Genomic DNA, 14,431 nt, shown 5'->3' with positions numbered 1-14,431 from the left:
TGCGAACACGGGCAATAAAAAAGGCCGGGGTCACACCCGGCCTTTTTGTATCATTAGGCTCGGATCAGGCTTCGACCAGCCCGTCATCATCCTCGTTCTTTTCACCCGGCGGCATTTCGAAATCCAACCCGTGGGCGGCGCGAATCTTGTCCTCGATCTCCAGCGCCGTACGGTTGTGTTCACGCAGGTAGGTTTTTGCGTTTTCACGCCCCTGGCCGATGCGTTCGTCGCCATAGCTGAACCAAGCGCCTGACTTCTCGACCACGCCAGCCTTGACGCCCAGATCCAGAAGCTCGCCCATTTTTGAGATGCCCTCGCCATACATGATGTCGAATTCCACCTGCTTGAACGGCGGCGCGACCTTGTTCTTCACGACTTTAACGCGGGTCGCGTTGCCGACAACCTCGTCCCGATCCTTGATTGCACCAATGCGGCGGATGTCCAGGCGAACAGAGCTGTAGAATTTCAGCGCATTGCCGCCGGTGGTGGTTTCCGGGCTGCCGAACATGACGCCGATTTTCATCCGGATCTGGTTGATGAAGATCACCATGCAGTTCGACCGCGAGATCGAGCTGGTCAGCTTGCGCATTGCCTGGCTCATCAGGCGGGCCTGGACGCCCACACTTGAATCGCCCATGTCGCCTTCCAACTCGGATTTCGGCGTCAGCGCCGCGACCGAGTCGACCACGACCATGTTCACCGCCCCGGACCGCACCAGTGTGTCGACGATTTCCAGTGCCTGTTCACCGGTGTCGGGTTGCGAAATCAGCAGTTCGTCCAGGTCCACGCCCAGTTTGCGGGCATATTGGGGATCCAGCGCATGTTCGGCATCAACAAAGGCACAGACACCGCCCGCTTTCTGTTCCTCTGCCACGCAGTGCAGCGTCAGCGTCGTCTTGCCCGAACTTTCCGGTCCGTAAATCTCGACAACCCGCCCCTTGGGCAAGCCGCCAATTCCCAAAGCGATGTCCAAACCCAGCGACCCGGTTGAGGTCGCTTCGATCTCGGCTATCGGATTGTCTCCGCCGAGCTTCATGATCGAACCCTTGCCAAACTGCCGCTCAATCTGAGCCAGCGCCGAGTCCAGAGCTTTTTGCTTGTCGCCGTCGCGCTTCTTATCCATGTCCAGAATTTTCGCCATTGCCATTGTTTCTTCCCTTATTCCACAGCCGCGGCGACGCCGCAATGCTAGCCTGTGTTCGCCTCTTGTTCTTCATTGCCTTATGAGACCAAAAAGAGAACATTTCAAGTAAAATCGTATACTTTCAGGTATGATCGGGAATGGTAACGAATTCCTTAACACTCGGATGAAACACTAAATCTGTCGCGCTTTAGGACGCTGTTTCCTTTTGAAACAGCGTGTTACCTCAATGCAGTTGACGTTGAACCGTGTCGGTCAGTTCGGACAGTGAGAACGGCTTGGGCAGGAACACCGAGTTTGGAATGCGCGCTTGGTGTTCCGCGACACTGTCCTCGGCATAGCCCGAGACGAAGACCACGCGCACGCCCGGACGGTCTTGCAATGCCTGAGCAACCCAGGTCGGTCCGTCCATGCCAGGCATGATCACATCGGTAACGAAGACATCAACGTTCAAGTTCGCATCTTCCAGTGTTTTCAAAGCCTCTTCGGCGTTTTCTGCCTCTAACACCGTATAACCCCTCATACGCAGTGCCCGGGATGCGAATGCGCGAACCGGTGCCTCGTCTTCCACCAGAAGAACGATACCACCTTCGGTCGCTGGAATGTGCGTCGGTTTCGGCAAGCCGTCTTCGGGGGACTCGCCAAGATCGGGCGAACTTTCTAAAGCAGAACCGGCCGCCTGTTGCACCGCCGCCAGCAAATCCGTCTCGGGATCCGGGCCAAGCAGCTCATCCGCCGGGGCTCCAGCGTTTTGCTCAAAATCGGGTCCTGTGTCCATTGGTTGGTCGAGATCGACCGCAGTCATTTCCTGCACCGGCTCCGTCACCGCAGGACAAGGGGGCTGGGCCATCGGAGTCAACGCCGTGACATCACGTGCCGTTTCGAAAACAGGCTTGGTGGGAAATGCGGGCTCGACGGTTGAGACATCTGGAAGCGCTTCGACCTCCGCACTCGGATCCAGCACCACGACATCGGGTGTTTCACGCGTCGCTGTGTCCTCTGCGTTTTTTGTCTCGTCGCCCTCTTTTGCGCTGTATATGGGAAAATAAAGGGTGAAGGTCGTGCCGGTCCCGGGGATCGAATCGACAAAAATGAATCCGCCGGTCTGCTTGATGATGCCGTATGCCATGGACAAGCCCAGTCCGGTCCCCTGCCCGGCCCGCTTGGTGGTGAAGAATGGTTCGAAGATCTTTTGGACCTTGTCAGCCGGGATGCCACAGCCTTGGTCAATGACCTTAACCGTCACATATTCGCCAGCCGGAACTGTCGCACGGTCGCGGTTCAGTCCCTGATCCAAGATCACGTTGCGAGTTTCGATGCGAATCTCACCGCCATCGACCATCGCGTCACGCGCATTCACCACAAGGTTCATCAAGACCTGATCAAGCTGTCGCTTGTCCGCGCGGATCGGCAGAAGGTCGGTGTCGTGGCTGAGATCCAAGCGCACCTTTTCCCCGACCAGCCGGTTCAGCAGGTGGGTCAGATCGCTGAGCGAATCCGTAAGATCCACCTTTTCCGGGCGCAGGGTCTGTTTGCGCGAAAACGCGAGAAGTTGCGCGACAAGAGAGGCCGCACGATTGGCATTTTGATGGATTTGCGCCAAGTCCGCATATTCCGGGTCATTTTCGTCGTGACCCAACAAAAGCAGGTCGCAATGACCCGAAATCGCGGTCAGGAGATTATTGAAATCATGCGCCACGCCGCCGGCCAGCTGACCAATAGCCTGCATCTTCTGGCTTTGCACGAACTGGGCCTCTAGTGTCTTCAACTCGGTTGCGTCGTGCAACACGGCGACCAGCGCAGTACCGTCTTCCTCGACCACCTGACCCAGTGAAATCTGCAGAAACACCTCTTCTTCCGGTTTGGTGGCGCGCACGACCTCAGAGCGGCCCAGCAAACGCCCCGCGTAGGCCTCGCGCAGCCATTCCGACACCGGACGACCCAGGCCCTCGACCTGATCGGACAGGAGCGAGCCCACCGCATCCTCATCATCCAACAAGGCGCGGGCGCGGCGGTTGGCCATGACGATCTGGCCGTCTGCATTCAGCTTCAGAAGTGGCACGGGAAGGCCGTCGACAACGCCCCATTCACCCGGTTTCACGATTGTTCCGGTCGGTTCGGGCAGCAGGTAGAGCTCTCGCCGTCCTGCCGAACTGGCAATCTCACTGATCATCGCGCGCACCGGGCCATCTTTGCCTGCAACCTGCATGACCTCTCCGGCCCGCACAGGAAGGTCGGTGAAAACACGGTCCAGCGTCGTTTCACGCCCGCCGAGGAGGCGGCGAAGCGCCTCGTTCATGAACAAGATGGTGCCGGTTTTCGACACCGTCATCATCGGCAGGCTGATGTTTTCGCCAGTGCGGCCCGCAGGTCCGCGATCGCCCATGTCCTCAAGCCGCCACAGAAAGCCGCCTTCGCCGACCTGGTGCACCGACAGGCGCATGTGACCCCGGCGCAAAACCACGTCTTCTCGTGCAGCCCCCTTGGCCTGCGCTTTATTCTGTAGCCGATAAAGCACCGCACCGGGCGAAGCGAACAGGTCGCCAAGCGCGGAAATCAATGTTTCACCATCCTTGCCGCCAAACCGTTCAATGGCGGCCGCGTTCTGATACCCGATCTGCCCATCGGCATCGGTCGTGAAACTGGGCGCCGCGTCGTGTTCTACGAATTCCGAAACGGTCTGAAACAGTCCAAGTTCAACCTGTGTATGGCGCAGCGCGATCAAGCGGATCAGAAAGGCAAGCGTCAGAACCGTCAGGCCGGCCATTAGCAAAGCGAGTCCCACGATGGGGAAAGGCATCACCCAGGCCGCGGCCACGAACAGGCCGGCCAGGCCCAGCAGATACCCCGCCTTGGGTGACAGGTCGATCGCAACTTGCGTGAGTGGTCGCGGTGAAAGCGCCGTCTGCGACACGTCTGATCCCCTGTGCATGATTCGGTCAGGAGTATTTCGCCCGTAGAGTGTTAATCCCCGATTAACATCCGACAGCAAACAACTTCAGGTTGCACTAAATCAGCCTGTGATCAACGCGTCAATGCAGACAGGAAAAAGCCATCCCCACCATCCAGTGGGGTCAACCGGCGGTTTGCGACCTGGGTCCAGCTTGGGTGACGGTTCTGAAAGGCGGCGATCTGCGCCTCGTTTTCACGAGTGAGAAGCGAACAGGTGGCGTAGGCAAGCACGCCATCGGGCGCCACAAAATCGATGATTTTGTCGAGTATTCCGGCCTGTATGGCGCAAAGCTCATCCAATCGCGCCGCCGTCAGATCCCATTTCCCCTGCGGTGCCCGACGCCAGGCGCCGTTGCCGGAACAAGGCGCGTCGGCCAGGACGAGGTCGAAGGGCGCAACCCTGCGCAGCTGCTCGGATGACAGCAGCGTGATCTCGGCCCCCGCGCGTGCAGCCCTTTGCGGGATGTCGCGCATCCGCTCGGGGGTGATGTCGTGAGCAAACACCGTGCAGCCCGCATCGGCAAGAGCGAGCGCCTTGCCACCACCCCCGGCGCAATAGTCCAGCACGCGCAGGCCGGGGCGCAGCTGCAAAGCAGTCAGGATGGCCTGGCTGGCGGCATCCTGAAGCTCGACCATCCCATCGGCAAAGGCCTGTGACATCTGGATTCTGCGTGGGTTTTCCGTCACTTCCAGCGCGCTGCTGGCAAGCGGATGTGGCTGTGTCGCGATCTCGTCGCGCGCCAGGATTTCGGCGGCCTCTGCGCGGGTCATCCGGGCCAGGTTGACCCTCAGAAACACCGGGGCACGGTGGCGCAGCGCCTCCATCACCGGGGCGAAATCATCGCCAAGAGAGGCCTTCATCTCAGGTGCCAGCCAATCGGGGCAATCCAGCCGCACGACCTCGGGCAGATCTTTCAATTCGGGGGCCGTGCAGTCGGCCGAAGTGATCGGTGAGGGCGCGTGCCCCTCGCCGGTGAACAGCGTGTCCGGATCAATCCCTTGCGCCACACAGGCGCCGATCATCAGGCCGCGCCCGGTGTTGGCCCCGCCCAGGGCGCCATAGCTGCGCAGGCACCGCAGAGCGTCAAAAACGTGATCCCGAATGGCCGCGCGGTCTTTGGACCCGGCAAAACGATGCTGACGCCCCCAAGTGGTCAGAACCTTTTCCGCGGGCTGCCCGGCACGCACCTGATCCAGCACCTCGATGGCGGCGGCCACGCGGGCACCGGGGGTCATGTGGTTACCTTAAGTTTGCCGCGCAATACACACATATCATTACCCAATCCGGTAATTCGGGCTTTCCCGTGTAATCTGCACGTCATGCACATGGCTTTCCTTCAGCCCGGCGCCGGTGATCTTCACGAACTTGCAGTTCTGCCGCATCTCACCCACGCTGGCACAGCCGGTATAGCCCATCGCGGCCCGCAGGCCGCCGACCAATTGGTGGACCACCGCGCTGGCCGAACCCTTGTAAGGCACCTGCCCTTCGATGCCTTCCGGCACCAGCTTGTCAGACGCCGCGTCCTTCTGGAAATAGCGATCCGCCGAGCCGCGCGCCATTGCACCCAGAGAACCCATGCCACGATAGGATTTGAACGAGCGCCCCTGGTACAGGATGACCTCACCGGGACTTTCGTCGGTGCCGGCAATCATGCTGCCGACCATGGCGCAGGAGGCGCCAGCGGCGATTGCCTTGGCAAAATCGCCGGAGAACTTGATGCCGCCATCTGCGATCACCGGGATGTCGCCCGCGCCCGAGGCGCAATCCATGATGGCGGTCAGCTGCGGCACGCCCACGCCCGCAACCATGCGAGTGGTGCAGATCGAGCCGGGGCCGATACCCACCTTGATCGCATCCGCACCGGCACCAATCAGAGCACGGGTGGCCTCGGCGGTGGCGACGTTGCCGGCGATGATCTGAACGCTGCTGGACAGGGCTTTCACCCGCTGAACCGCCTCGATCACGCCCTCGGAATGGCCGTGGGCCGTATCGATCACGACGATATCGGCCCCCGCGTCGATCAGGGCCTCGGTGCGCTCAAATCCGCTGTCCCCCACCGACGTGGCCGCCGCAACGCGCAGCCGGCCCAAGCCGTCCTTGCACGCGGTCGGGTTCAAAACGGCTTGTTCGGTGTCCTTGAGGGTCAAAAGCCCGGTCAGCTTGCCATTTGCATCCGTGACCAGCAGCTTTTCGATCCGCCGCGCCCTCATCAGGCTTTTCGCCTCGTCCAGGTCTGCCGGTTCCTGCAACATCGCCAGGTTGTCCGAGGTCATCATCACCGACACCGGCGTGGCGTCATCGGACGCAAAGCGCATGTCGCGGTTGGTGACGATACCGACCACACGGCCACCCTCGCCCACCACCGGGAACCCTGTCACGCGGTAGCGTTCCTGCAGCGCCTTGGCATCCGCAAGCGTCTGATCCGCGGTCAGGGTGATCGGGTTGTAGACGATGCCGCTTTCGAACCGTTTCACCCGACGCACTTCGCGGGCCTGTTCCTCGACGTTCAGGTTCTTGTGAATGACCCCCATGCCGCCGGCTTGTGCCATGGCGATGGCCATGCGCGCCTCGGTCACCGTGTCCATCGCCGAACTGAGCAGCGGGATGTTCAGGGCAATCGATTGCGTCACTTGCGTGGTCGTATCCGCCGTCGAGGGCAGGACATTGCTGGCACCGGGCACCAGCAGGACATCGTCGAAGGTAAGTGCTTCGCGAATCTCCATGGGGCGTCTCCTTTGGAGTGTTCGTTTGCCACGGTCCTTTCTCATGACTGGCCCCGTTTGGAAAGGGAAATCGCCCGATTCCGGACCAGAGGCGGGGATATTTGGGCAAAGCGGAAAGGTGATTGACAAAATGTGGGGGGGCATGCGTCTTTCGGGGCAGCGATGCAAGGGGACGACATGAAGCTTTCAGATCGGATCACAGGGCTGACCGGGGGCGGCAGCGACGGCTGGGACATCTTCCTGCGCGCGCGCCGTATGGTTGCCGCCGGCGAGGACGTTTGTGAGCTGACAATCGGCGAACATGACATACGTACCGCGCCGCAGATCCTTGAGGCGATGGATCGGGCGGCCAAGGGCGGCCACACCGGATATGCGATCGTGCCGGGGATCGACAGCCTGCGCCAGGCGGTGGCCGACCGGGTGCAGGCACGCACCGGGGTGGCGACCGGGATCGACAACGTGCTGATTACCCCGGGGGGGCAATCAGGCCTGTTCGCGGCCCATGCGGCCGTCTGCGACGACGGCGACAAGGCCCTGTTCATCGACCCTTATTATGCCACCTACCCCGGCACGATCCGCGGTGTCGGCGCCGTTCCGGTGCCGGTGCAGGCCCACCCTGAGGATGGGTTCCAGCCCCGCGCGGCGGATATCGACGCGGCGGCGGACGGGGCCACCAGCTTGATGGTCAACACGCCCAACAACCCCACCGGCGTGGTCTATTCCCGCGCCACGCTCACCGCGATCGCCGAACTGTGCCAGCGCCGAGACCTGTGGCTGATTTCCGACGAGGTCTATGACACTCAGGTCTGGGAGGGCGAACACCTGTCGCCCCGCGCCCTGCCGGGCATGGCCGAGCGGACCTTGGTGGTGGGATCGATGTCGAAAAGCCACGCGATGACGGGCAGTCGCGTGGGCTGGGTTGTCGGGCCAGAAGAGGCGATCAGCCACATGATCACCCTGGCCACGCATACGACCTATGGCGTGCCGGGCTATATTCAGGATGCGGCCGTCTTCGCGCTGGACCAGGGCACGGCGCTTGAAGAAGACATCGCCGCCCCGTTTCGGCGCCGCCGCGCCGCCGCGCGCGGGCTTATCGCCCGTCAGAACCTGGTGCGGTTGGTGCCCTCGGGCGGGGCCATGTATCTGATGCTGGACATCCGCGACACCGGGTTGAGTGGCGAAGATTTCGCCAACCGACTGCTGGATAACGAAAAAATCGCCGTCATGCCGGGCGAAAGCTTTGGCAAGGCCGCGGCGGGGCATATCCGTGTCGCAATGACGGTGGACGACACCGCGTTTGAGGAGGCGCTTGGCCGGGTGCTGAAATTCGCCGCGCAGGTGGCACAATGACCCGCGATATCGGCGCCGACTTTCGCGCGCTGCACGTGAAGGGCGACCCGTTCATCCTGGCCAATGCCTGGGACATAGGCAGCGCCAAGCTGCTGGCCGGGCTGGGCGCGCAGGCAATCGCCACCTCCTCGGGTGCGCATGCTTTCACCCTGGGACGCCCCGACATGGGCACGATCAGCCGGGATGAGGCGCTTTCCCATGCGCAAGACCTGGTGGCAGCGGTGAACCTGCCGGTGTCGGGGGATTTCGAAAACGGCTTTGGCGACAGCCCCGAGGCCTGCGCCGAAACGGTACGGCTGGCGGCCGAGGTGGGGCTGGCGGGCATTTCAATCGAAGACACCGCCCTGCCCGGCACCACGGTATATCCGCGCGACCTGGCGATCGAGCGTATCCGCGCCGCCGCGGCCGCCGCGCGCGCCCTGCCCCGAGATTTCGTGCTGGTGGCGCGCGCCGATGGCATCATGAACGGGCAACACGGATTGGACGAGGCGCTGGCACGGGTGCAGGGGTTCGAGGGTGCCGGGGCCGATTGCCTGTATGTGCCGATGCCCGGCGGAATGGGCGCTCAGGCGCAGATATGCGCCGCCACGACCTTGCCGGTGAACGCACTGGCCGCCGGTCCCTTTGCCGAGGTCAGCCGCTCCGCATTCGCGACCGCAGGTGTGGCGCGCATTTCCCTGGGCTCGGCGCTGGCCCGCGCCACCCATCGTCTGATCCAGGACCTGGGCCATGCGATGTTCGACAGGGGGGATTTTTCAGCCCTGTCGCACACCATCAGCGGCGGAGAGGTCGCTGACCTGATGGCGAAAGCCCGCTAGGCCTGCGTCACGTCGTAGTCGTAGATCCAGTCAAAGCGCCCCAGCACTTTCTCGGGCGCAAACCGCCCGGCCAGCCGCAGCACGTTGTGGCCCAGGACCTTCGCCATCGGATTGCCGTAGTGATAATTGCGCGCGTTCTTGTTCGCGGCTTCGATCACCCGTTCGACCCGGTGGCGACGGCGCGCCTGATACAGCGCTGGACCGTCCAGAAGCCCGGTGCTGTCGAGACTGTCGGCCAGCGCCCAGGCATCCTCGAGCGCCATCACGGCGCCCTGCGCTATGAAGGGCAGCGTGGGATGCGCCGCGTCGCCCAGAAGTGCGCAGAAGCCCTTGTGCCATTCCAACGCGACGGGGTGGCGGTGCAGGCCCCAGACGTGCACCTCTTCAACCCGGTTCAGCACGTCCTGCGCATCCTGACAAAAGCCGCGAAAGGCGGATTTGAGATTGGCGGGGTCGTCGCGGATGAACCAGCCTTCCTCAGCCCACTCCTTGCGCTCTTCAACCGCGACCAGGTTCACCACCTGGCCCTGGCGCAACGGATAGGTCACCATGTGGCGCCCCGGCCCCATGAACACGCTGGCCTCGGGCTCTTCGCGCCCGGTGGCGGGCACCATCGCACGCCAGGCGACCTGGCCGGTGAAAAACGGCGGATGGGTGCCGTTCAGCTCGGGACGGAGAACCGAATGCAACCCGTCGGCGCCGACTAGAAAGCCGACCTCTTCGGCCCCTTGCCCGGCGATGTGGAGGGTCGGGCGCCCCGGCCCGACGTCAACCTTTTCCACCCGCGCGCCGGTGACGATGTCAACACCCGCGTCGCGCGCGGCGCCTGCCAGAAGGTCCAGAAGATCGGCGCGGTGGAACAGAAGAAAGTCCGCGTCCGGGCGCAGCCTGGCCAGATCCAGGTCAATCACCTCGCGCCCGGACGGACCGTCACGCAGCCAAACGCCGCGCGACCGCGTGGACCGCGCGCGGGCGCCGTCGCCCAGCCCCAGCGCGTCCAGAACCCGCACGCCATTGGGGCTGATCTGCAACCCGGCGCCGACCTCGGTGATCTCGTCCGCTTGTTCCAACACGCGCACCCTGGCCCCGCGTTGTGCCAGTGCCGTGGCCGCAGCAAAGCCGCCGATGCCGCCGCCCATGACGGTTATGTCCTGACCTTCGAGCATCTCTCCCCCCTTAAAAGCAAAGAACACCAGAGCGTGGACGCCCCGGTGTTCTCATTAGTGTCCGCCCGTTTCCCGGCATCACGTGTCGCGGTGCACCTTTTCGCGGCGCTCGTGGCGTTCCTGGGCCTCAAGGCTCAGGGTCGCGATCGGACGCGCGTCCAGGCGTTTGAGCGAAATCGGGTCTCCGGTCGCTTCGCAATACCCGTATTCCCCCTGCTCGATCCGGCGCAGGGCCTGATCGATCTTCGCCACCAGCTTGCGCTGGCGATCCCGGGTGCGCAATTCCAGCGCCCGGTCGGTTTCCTCGGACGCACGGTCCGAGACATCGGGAATGTTGCGCGTGGCGGCTTGCAGCCCTTCGATCGTGTGCTTGCCATCATCCAGAAGCTCGGCCTTCCATGCTTCCAGCTTGCGACGGAAATATTCCGTCTGCCGGTCATTCATGAAGGGTTCGTCTTCGGCGGGCCGATAATCGTCGGGCAGGAAAGTTTCGGCTTTCATACCATGGTCCTTTTGCTCGCCGGTCCACTCTCCTGCACGCAGCAGGTCAAGTCCTCCGGTCTCCTCCTGGCGCCCGTTTACACCCGCGCCAAGGGGATGTCTACCGGGCAAACCGCTTGCCCTTGCCGTATTCACTGGGGCATAAGGGCGCAATGTCCGACCCCCTGCCAGAGTGCTGAAAAAACCATGAAATTTGCATCGACCGAGACCTATGTCGCCACTGAAGACCTGAGCGTGGCGGTAAACGCCGCCGTGGCGCTTGAACGTCCCCTTCTGGTGAAGGGCGAACCGGGCACCGGCAAGACCGAGCTGGCGCGCCAGGTTGCGACCAGCCTGGGCCTGCGCATGATCGAGTGGAACATCAAGTCCACCACCCGCGCGCAGCAGGGCCTGTATGAATACGACGCCGTCAGCCGTCTGCGCGACAGTCAGCTGGGCGACGAACGTGTGCATGACGTGTCGAATTACATCAAGCGCGGCAAGTTGTGGGAGGCCTTCGAGGCCGGCGAACGCGTGGTGCTTTTGATCGACGAGATCGACAAGGCCGATATCGAGTTTCCCAACGACCTGCTGCAGGAGCTCGACAAGATGGAGTTCCACGTCTACGAGACCGGCGAGACGATCCGTGCGCAGCAACGCCCGATCATTATCATCACCTCGAACAACGAAAAGGAACTGCCCGACGCCTTCCTGCGCCGCTGTTTCTTCCACTATATCCGGTTTCCGGAAATGGAGACGATGAAGCAGATCGTCGAGGTGCATCACCCAGGCATCAAGGAACAGCTTCTGACCACCGCGCTGACGCAGTTTTACGACATCCGCGACCAGGCCGGGCTGAAGAAAAAGCCGTCGACTTCGGAAGTGCTGGACTGGTTGAAGCTGCTTCTGGCCGAGGACATGAATTCCGAAGACCTGAAGCGCGACGGGGCGTCCGCCCTGCCGAAACTGCACGGCGCGCTTTTGAAAAACGAACAGGACGTGCACTTGTTCGAACGCCTGGCCTTCATGGCGCGCGGGCAGCGCTAAACCCGCCGCCCGCCCTTTGACTTACCAGGTATAGGCATCCTTGCCGAACCAGACCTCGGTCAGCGCATTCAGGCTGCCGTCCTGCGTCATGTCATAGATCAGGTCTTCGAAGGTGAAGCGCAGGTCGATGTTGTCGGCATGCAACGCCATCGTCACACCGGGGCGAAGCCGTCGGTTGCCGGTGACGACCTCCACCGTACCGTCAGATTGCGCGAGCAGCGGCGCAAGGTCGGCGCGTTCGCCCACCGCCACGTCCACGGCCCCGCTTTCCACCGCGGCCACCGCGTCCGCCAGCGTCGGCATCAGTTCAAGCACATAACCCGTGCTGCCATGCCAAGCGTCAATCGCCGGATCCGAGATCGACGCCACCTTGCGCACGTCGCCATGCAGCTCGGTCCCTGTCGGGCCGACGAAATCGAAAACGTCCGGGTAAAGATAGGCGGCGGTGGTCTCGATCCCGTCACCCAGCACCCGCGTCATCGGGATGGCGCCCATCATCACGTCGACGTCTTTACCTTGCAACGCGGGCAAAAGCGCCTCGGCGTCCAGCACCTTCCAAGTGCAGGTCAGCCCGCCACGATCGCACAGCGCCTCGCCCAGGGCTTTCTCGAACCCCTGCAAGGCCGCTGCATCAACGGTGAAAACCCCCGGATCGTAGTCGGCCAATGTGCCGATGGTGACATCTTGTGCAAATGCCTGAACGGGAAGGGAAACCAACCCGGCGAGCATGATCGTAACAAGTTTCATAACGCCCCCCTTTCATCTGGCCCGCGCCTCGCATCTCGGAGGGCGGGATGCTTTCTAGGCGGGTCCAGTATAGCAGGGTTTGGGGGCGCGCGCCCTGAGGTGGGTCATACCGGGATCAGGCGCCCTGCCCCAGCCCACCTCTCACCCGTAAAGCGCGCGGGCCTGGCGGAAGGACACCAGGCGGCGGGTCTTTTCATCCCACAGGTGCAACCGTGCGCTGGTCAGGCTTTCGCGGATCGTCATCCGGTTGGCGCGCGCCAGCTCCTGGTGATCACGCAGCACTTCGGGCAGGCGATAGAACGGGATGCGCGCATATAGGTGGTGCACGTGATGCATGCCGATGTTGGCGCTGAACCAGTTCAGAACCGGTGGTAGAACGTAATAGGAAGAGCCGTACAGCGCCGCGTCATGTACCTGCCATTCGCTTTCGTGATCCCATTGGGTCGCCTCGAACTGGTGCTGCACGTAAAACAGCCACATGCCCGCAGTGGCTGCGATCAGGGTTGACGGCACGAAGATCAAAAGCACCGGCATCATGCCGCCGAAATACCAAATCACCGCCAGCGCAATCAGGATGGCCGCATTGGTGCCCATCGCGCTGATCCAATAGCGTCCGGCATTCATCAGCCCCAGCGGCAGGCGGTTTTGCAGGAAGAACAGATACCCGGGTGCGAAGGCGAACAGGGTCACAGGGTGGCGATACAGGCGATACTGCAGCTGTTCCCACGACGACAGCGCTTGGTATTCCGCCACCGTCTTCGTGTGGATGTCACCCATCCCCCGCCGATCCAGATTGCCCGCGGCCCCGTGGTGCACCGCATGGGTGCGCCGCCAGACATCATAGGGCGTCAGGGTCAGGAGGCCGAGAAAGCGCCCGACCCAGTCGCTGACCACCCGGCTTTTGAAAAACGCGCCGTGGCCGCAATCGTGTTGGATGGTGAACAGGCGCAGTAGAAAGGCCGCATTCGCGATCGAGATCGCCAGGGTCAACCAATAGCTAACCGACAGCGACCACCAGGCCAGCGCCCAAAGGGCCACGAACGGTCCGATCGTGATCGCCAGCTCAACAACGCTGCGCATCTGGTTTGGTTCGCGATACCCGGCCAGGGTTTTCACCCAGTCACGGGGCGACATTTCGTCGGGCGTCTGCACGGGAGATGTATCGAGATCGGGCGAAACGGGGGGCGTGTGTATGGTCATGGGCCTGCTTTGTCGAAGAACTCCCCACCCGGATACCCGACCACCGCCACAGCGCAAGCGTTTATCTGCCCATATGCGGCCAGAAGCCGCGAATTCGGGTGCATTTCCGGTTCTCGCCCCCGATTCGTCACATTTCGGCCCAAATGTGGCACCTGCCCCCGCGTCACCCAACAGATGCGTTGTGTCAGAGCGCGGCCCACCCACTATATCTGCCCGTGCCATTGAGCCAAATATGGCAACAATCTGTTTCTTGCCTCAATCGTGCCACATTTCACTTGGGGGAATCGCACCCTTCCCCTAACCATGATCGGGCCTGGGGGGGCGATAATAAGGTGTGTTTGTATTGTGTTGGGAGACAATGCTCACATAATCGTTCGACCGTTGACGACGTCTGACAAAGAAAATTGGGCACGGCTGTGGGAAGCCTACCTGAGATTCTATCAGACCGAAGTGAGCGAAGAGGTTTATGAAACCACCTTTTCGCGCATCCTGTCAGAGGATCCGAACGAGTTCCGGGGCCTGTTGGCTTTGGTAGATGGCCGCCCGGTCGGGTTGGTCCACTATCTTTTCCATCGTCACGCCTGGAAGATCGAAAATGTCTGTTACCTGCAGGACCTGTATGCCGACCCCGATGTTCGGGGCATGGGCATCGGGCGCGCGCTGATCGAAGCGGTCTATGACGCCGCGGATGCGAATGGCACGCCAGGGGTCTACTGGATGACACAGGATTTCAATCACACCGCTCGCAAGCTATATGACCGGATTGGCGTGCTCACGCCTTTCATCCGGTATGGGAGGGGTTGAGC

At 62.2% G+C, this 14,431-nt stretch carries 12 protein-coding genes; 4 read left to right on the top strand and 8 right to left on the bottom strand.

Translation table 11 applies throughout. The features are described 5' to 3' along the window. Nucleotides 1–64: 64 nt before the first annotated feature. The 4 genes from recA to guaB all read right to left on the bottom strand — a co-directional run bounded on the left by recA (nucleotide 65) and on the right by guaB (nucleotide 6,817). Nucleotides 65–1,147 (bottom strand): recombinase RecA, encoded by a 1,083-nt coding sequence (gene recA / locus MN188_RS02430; RefSeq protein ID WP_275116072.1) that lies wholly within the window; start codon nucleotides 1,145–1,147, stop codon nucleotides 65–67. Between the two features lie 220 nt (nucleotides 1,148–1,367). Next, a complete protein-coding gene (locus MN188_RS02425) occupies nucleotides 1,368–3,941 on the bottom strand; it encodes a hybrid sensor histidine kinase/response regulator (RefSeq protein ID WP_242107332.1) in 2,574 nt (857 codons plus the stop codon). 224 nt (nucleotides 3,942–4,165) lie between these two features. Further along, complete coding sequence (locus MN188_RS02420; protein WP_242105667.1) at nucleotides 4,166–5,329, bottom strand: RsmB/NOP family class I SAM-dependent RNA methyltransferase; 1,164 nt, start codon at nucleotides 5,327–5,329, stop codon at nucleotides 4,166–4,168. A 39-nt stretch (nucleotides 5,330–5,368) separates the two neighbouring features. Next, nucleotides 5,369–6,817 carry an IMP dehydrogenase gene (gene guaB / locus MN188_RS02415; RefSeq protein WP_242105665.1) on the bottom strand — a complete coding sequence of 483 codons (1,449 nt, stop codon included), beginning with the start codon at nucleotides 6,815–6,817 and terminating at the stop codon, nucleotides 5,369–5,371. 177 nt (nucleotides 6,818–6,994) lie between these two features. Between guaB and MN188_RS02410 the strand changes: the two genes are divergently transcribed. Together MN188_RS02410 and MN188_RS02405 are read left to right on the top strand one after the other, a co-directional pair. Further along, complete coding sequence (locus tag MN188_RS02410; protein WP_242105662.1) at nucleotides 6,995–8,167, top strand: pyridoxal phosphate-dependent aminotransferase; 1,173 nt, start codon at nucleotides 6,995–6,997, stop codon at nucleotides 8,165–8,167. Next, nucleotides 8,164–8,985 carry an isocitrate lyase/PEP mutase family protein gene (locus MN188_RS02405; protein ID WP_242105660.1) on the top strand — a complete coding sequence of 274 codons (822 nt, stop codon included), beginning with the start codon at nucleotides 8,164–8,166 and terminating at the stop codon, nucleotides 8,983–8,985. The genes MN188_RS02410 and MN188_RS02405 overlap by 4 nt, the downstream gene beginning before the upstream one ends. On the opposite strand, the gene MN188_RS02400 is transcribed toward MN188_RS02405, so the two are convergent. Then, nucleotides 8,982–10,151, bottom strand: coding sequence for an FAD-dependent monooxygenase (locus MN188_RS02400; protein ID WP_242105652.1), 1,170 nt, complete (start codon nucleotides 10,149–10,151; stop codon nucleotides 8,982–8,984). The genes MN188_RS02405 and MN188_RS02400 overlap by 4 nt on opposite strands. Before the next feature lie 78 nt (nucleotides 10,152–10,229). Beyond that, the gene (gene dksA / locus MN188_RS02395) at nucleotides 10,230–10,652 is read right to left on the bottom strand and encodes an RNA polymerase-binding protein DksA (RefSeq protein WP_242105650.1); all 423 of its coding nucleotides are present in this window, start codon (nucleotides 10,650–10,652) and stop codon (nucleotides 10,230–10,232) included. A gap of 186 nt (nucleotides 10,653–10,838) precedes the next feature. Between dksA and MN188_RS02390 the strand changes: the two genes are divergently transcribed. Continuing rightward, nucleotides 10,839–11,678 carry an AAA family ATPase gene (locus MN188_RS02390; RefSeq protein WP_242105648.1) on the top strand — a complete coding sequence of 280 codons (840 nt, stop codon included), beginning with the start codon at nucleotides 10,839–10,841 and terminating at the stop codon, nucleotides 11,676–11,678. 21 nt (nucleotides 11,679–11,699) lie between these two features. On the opposite strand, the gene MN188_RS02385 is transcribed toward MN188_RS02390, so the two are convergent. After that, a complete protein-coding gene (locus MN188_RS02385; protein ID WP_242105646.1) occupies nucleotides 11,700–12,425 on the bottom strand; it encodes a transporter substrate-binding domain-containing protein in 726 nt (241 codons plus the stop codon). Nucleotides 12,426–12,566: 141 nt separating this feature from the next. Continuing rightward, the gene (locus MN188_RS02380) at nucleotides 12,567–13,559 is read right to left on the bottom strand and encodes a fatty acid desaturase (RefSeq protein ID WP_242107329.1); all 993 of its coding nucleotides are present in this window, start codon (nucleotides 13,557–13,559) and stop codon (nucleotides 12,567–12,569) included. 369 nt (nucleotides 13,560–13,928) lie between these two features. On the opposite strand from MN188_RS02380, the gene MN188_RS02375 reads away from it, so the two are divergent. Beyond that, nucleotides 13,929–14,429: a GNAT family N-acetyltransferase gene (locus MN188_RS02375; RefSeq protein WP_420838959.1), complete on the top strand. Its 501-nt coding sequence runs from the start codon at nucleotides 13,929–13,931 to the stop codon at nucleotides 14,427–14,429. Nucleotides 14,430–14,431: the final 2 nt, after the last annotated feature.

It is taken from the genome of Aliiroseovarius subalbicans, assembly GCF_022678625.1.
GTDB lineage: Bacteria > Pseudomonadota > Alphaproteobacteria > Rhodobacterales > Rhodobacteraceae > Aliiroseovarius_A > Aliiroseovarius_A subalbicans.
This window is presented reverse-complemented; position numbering and strand designations above follow the sequence as displayed.

Excerpts from the sequence above, each read along its gene's own strand:
- recA (WP_275116072.1), bottom strand. The coding sequence starts at position 1,147 with ATGGCAATGGCGAAAATTCTGGACATGGATAAGAAGCGCGACGGCGAC.
- MN188_RS02425 (WP_242107332.1), bottom strand. The coding sequence starts at position 3,941 with ATGCCTTTCCCCATCGTGGGACTCGCTTTGCTAATGGCCGGCCTGACG.
- MN188_RS02420 (WP_242105667.1), bottom strand. The coding sequence starts at position 5,329 with ATGACCCCCGGTGCCCGCGTGGCCGCCGCCATCGAGGTGCTGGATCAG.
- guaB (WP_242105665.1), bottom strand. The coding sequence starts at position 6,817 with ATGGAGATTCGCGAAGCACTTACCTTCGACGATGTCCTGCTGGTGCCC.
- MN188_RS02410 (WP_242105662.1), top strand. The coding sequence starts at position 6,995 with ATGAAGCTTTCAGATCGGATCACAGGGCTGACCGGGGGCGGCAGCGAC.
- MN188_RS02405 (WP_242105660.1), top strand. The coding sequence starts at position 8,164 with ATGACCCGCGATATCGGCGCCGACTTTCGCGCGCTGCACGTGAAGGGC.
- MN188_RS02400 (WP_242105652.1), bottom strand. The coding sequence starts at position 10,151 with ATGCTCGAAGGTCAGGACATAACCGTCATGGGCGGCGGCATCGGCGGC.
- dksA (WP_242105650.1), bottom strand. The coding sequence starts at position 10,652 with ATGAAAGCCGAAACTTTCCTGCCCGACGATTATCGGCCCGCCGAAGAC.
- MN188_RS02390 (WP_242105648.1), top strand. The coding sequence starts at position 10,839 with ATGAAATTTGCATCGACCGAGACCTATGTCGCCACTGAAGACCTGAGC.
- MN188_RS02385 (WP_242105646.1), bottom strand. The coding sequence starts at position 12,425 with ATGAAACTTGTTACGATCATGCTCGCCGGGTTGGTTTCCCTTCCCGTT.
- MN188_RS02380 (WP_242107329.1), bottom strand. The coding sequence starts at position 13,559 with ATGTCGCCCCGTGACTGGGTGAAAACCCTGGCCGGGTATCGCGAACCA.
- MN188_RS02375 (WP_420838959.1), top strand. The coding sequence starts at position 13,929 with ATGATCGGGCCTGGGGGGGCGATAATAAGGTGTGTTTGTATTGTGTTG.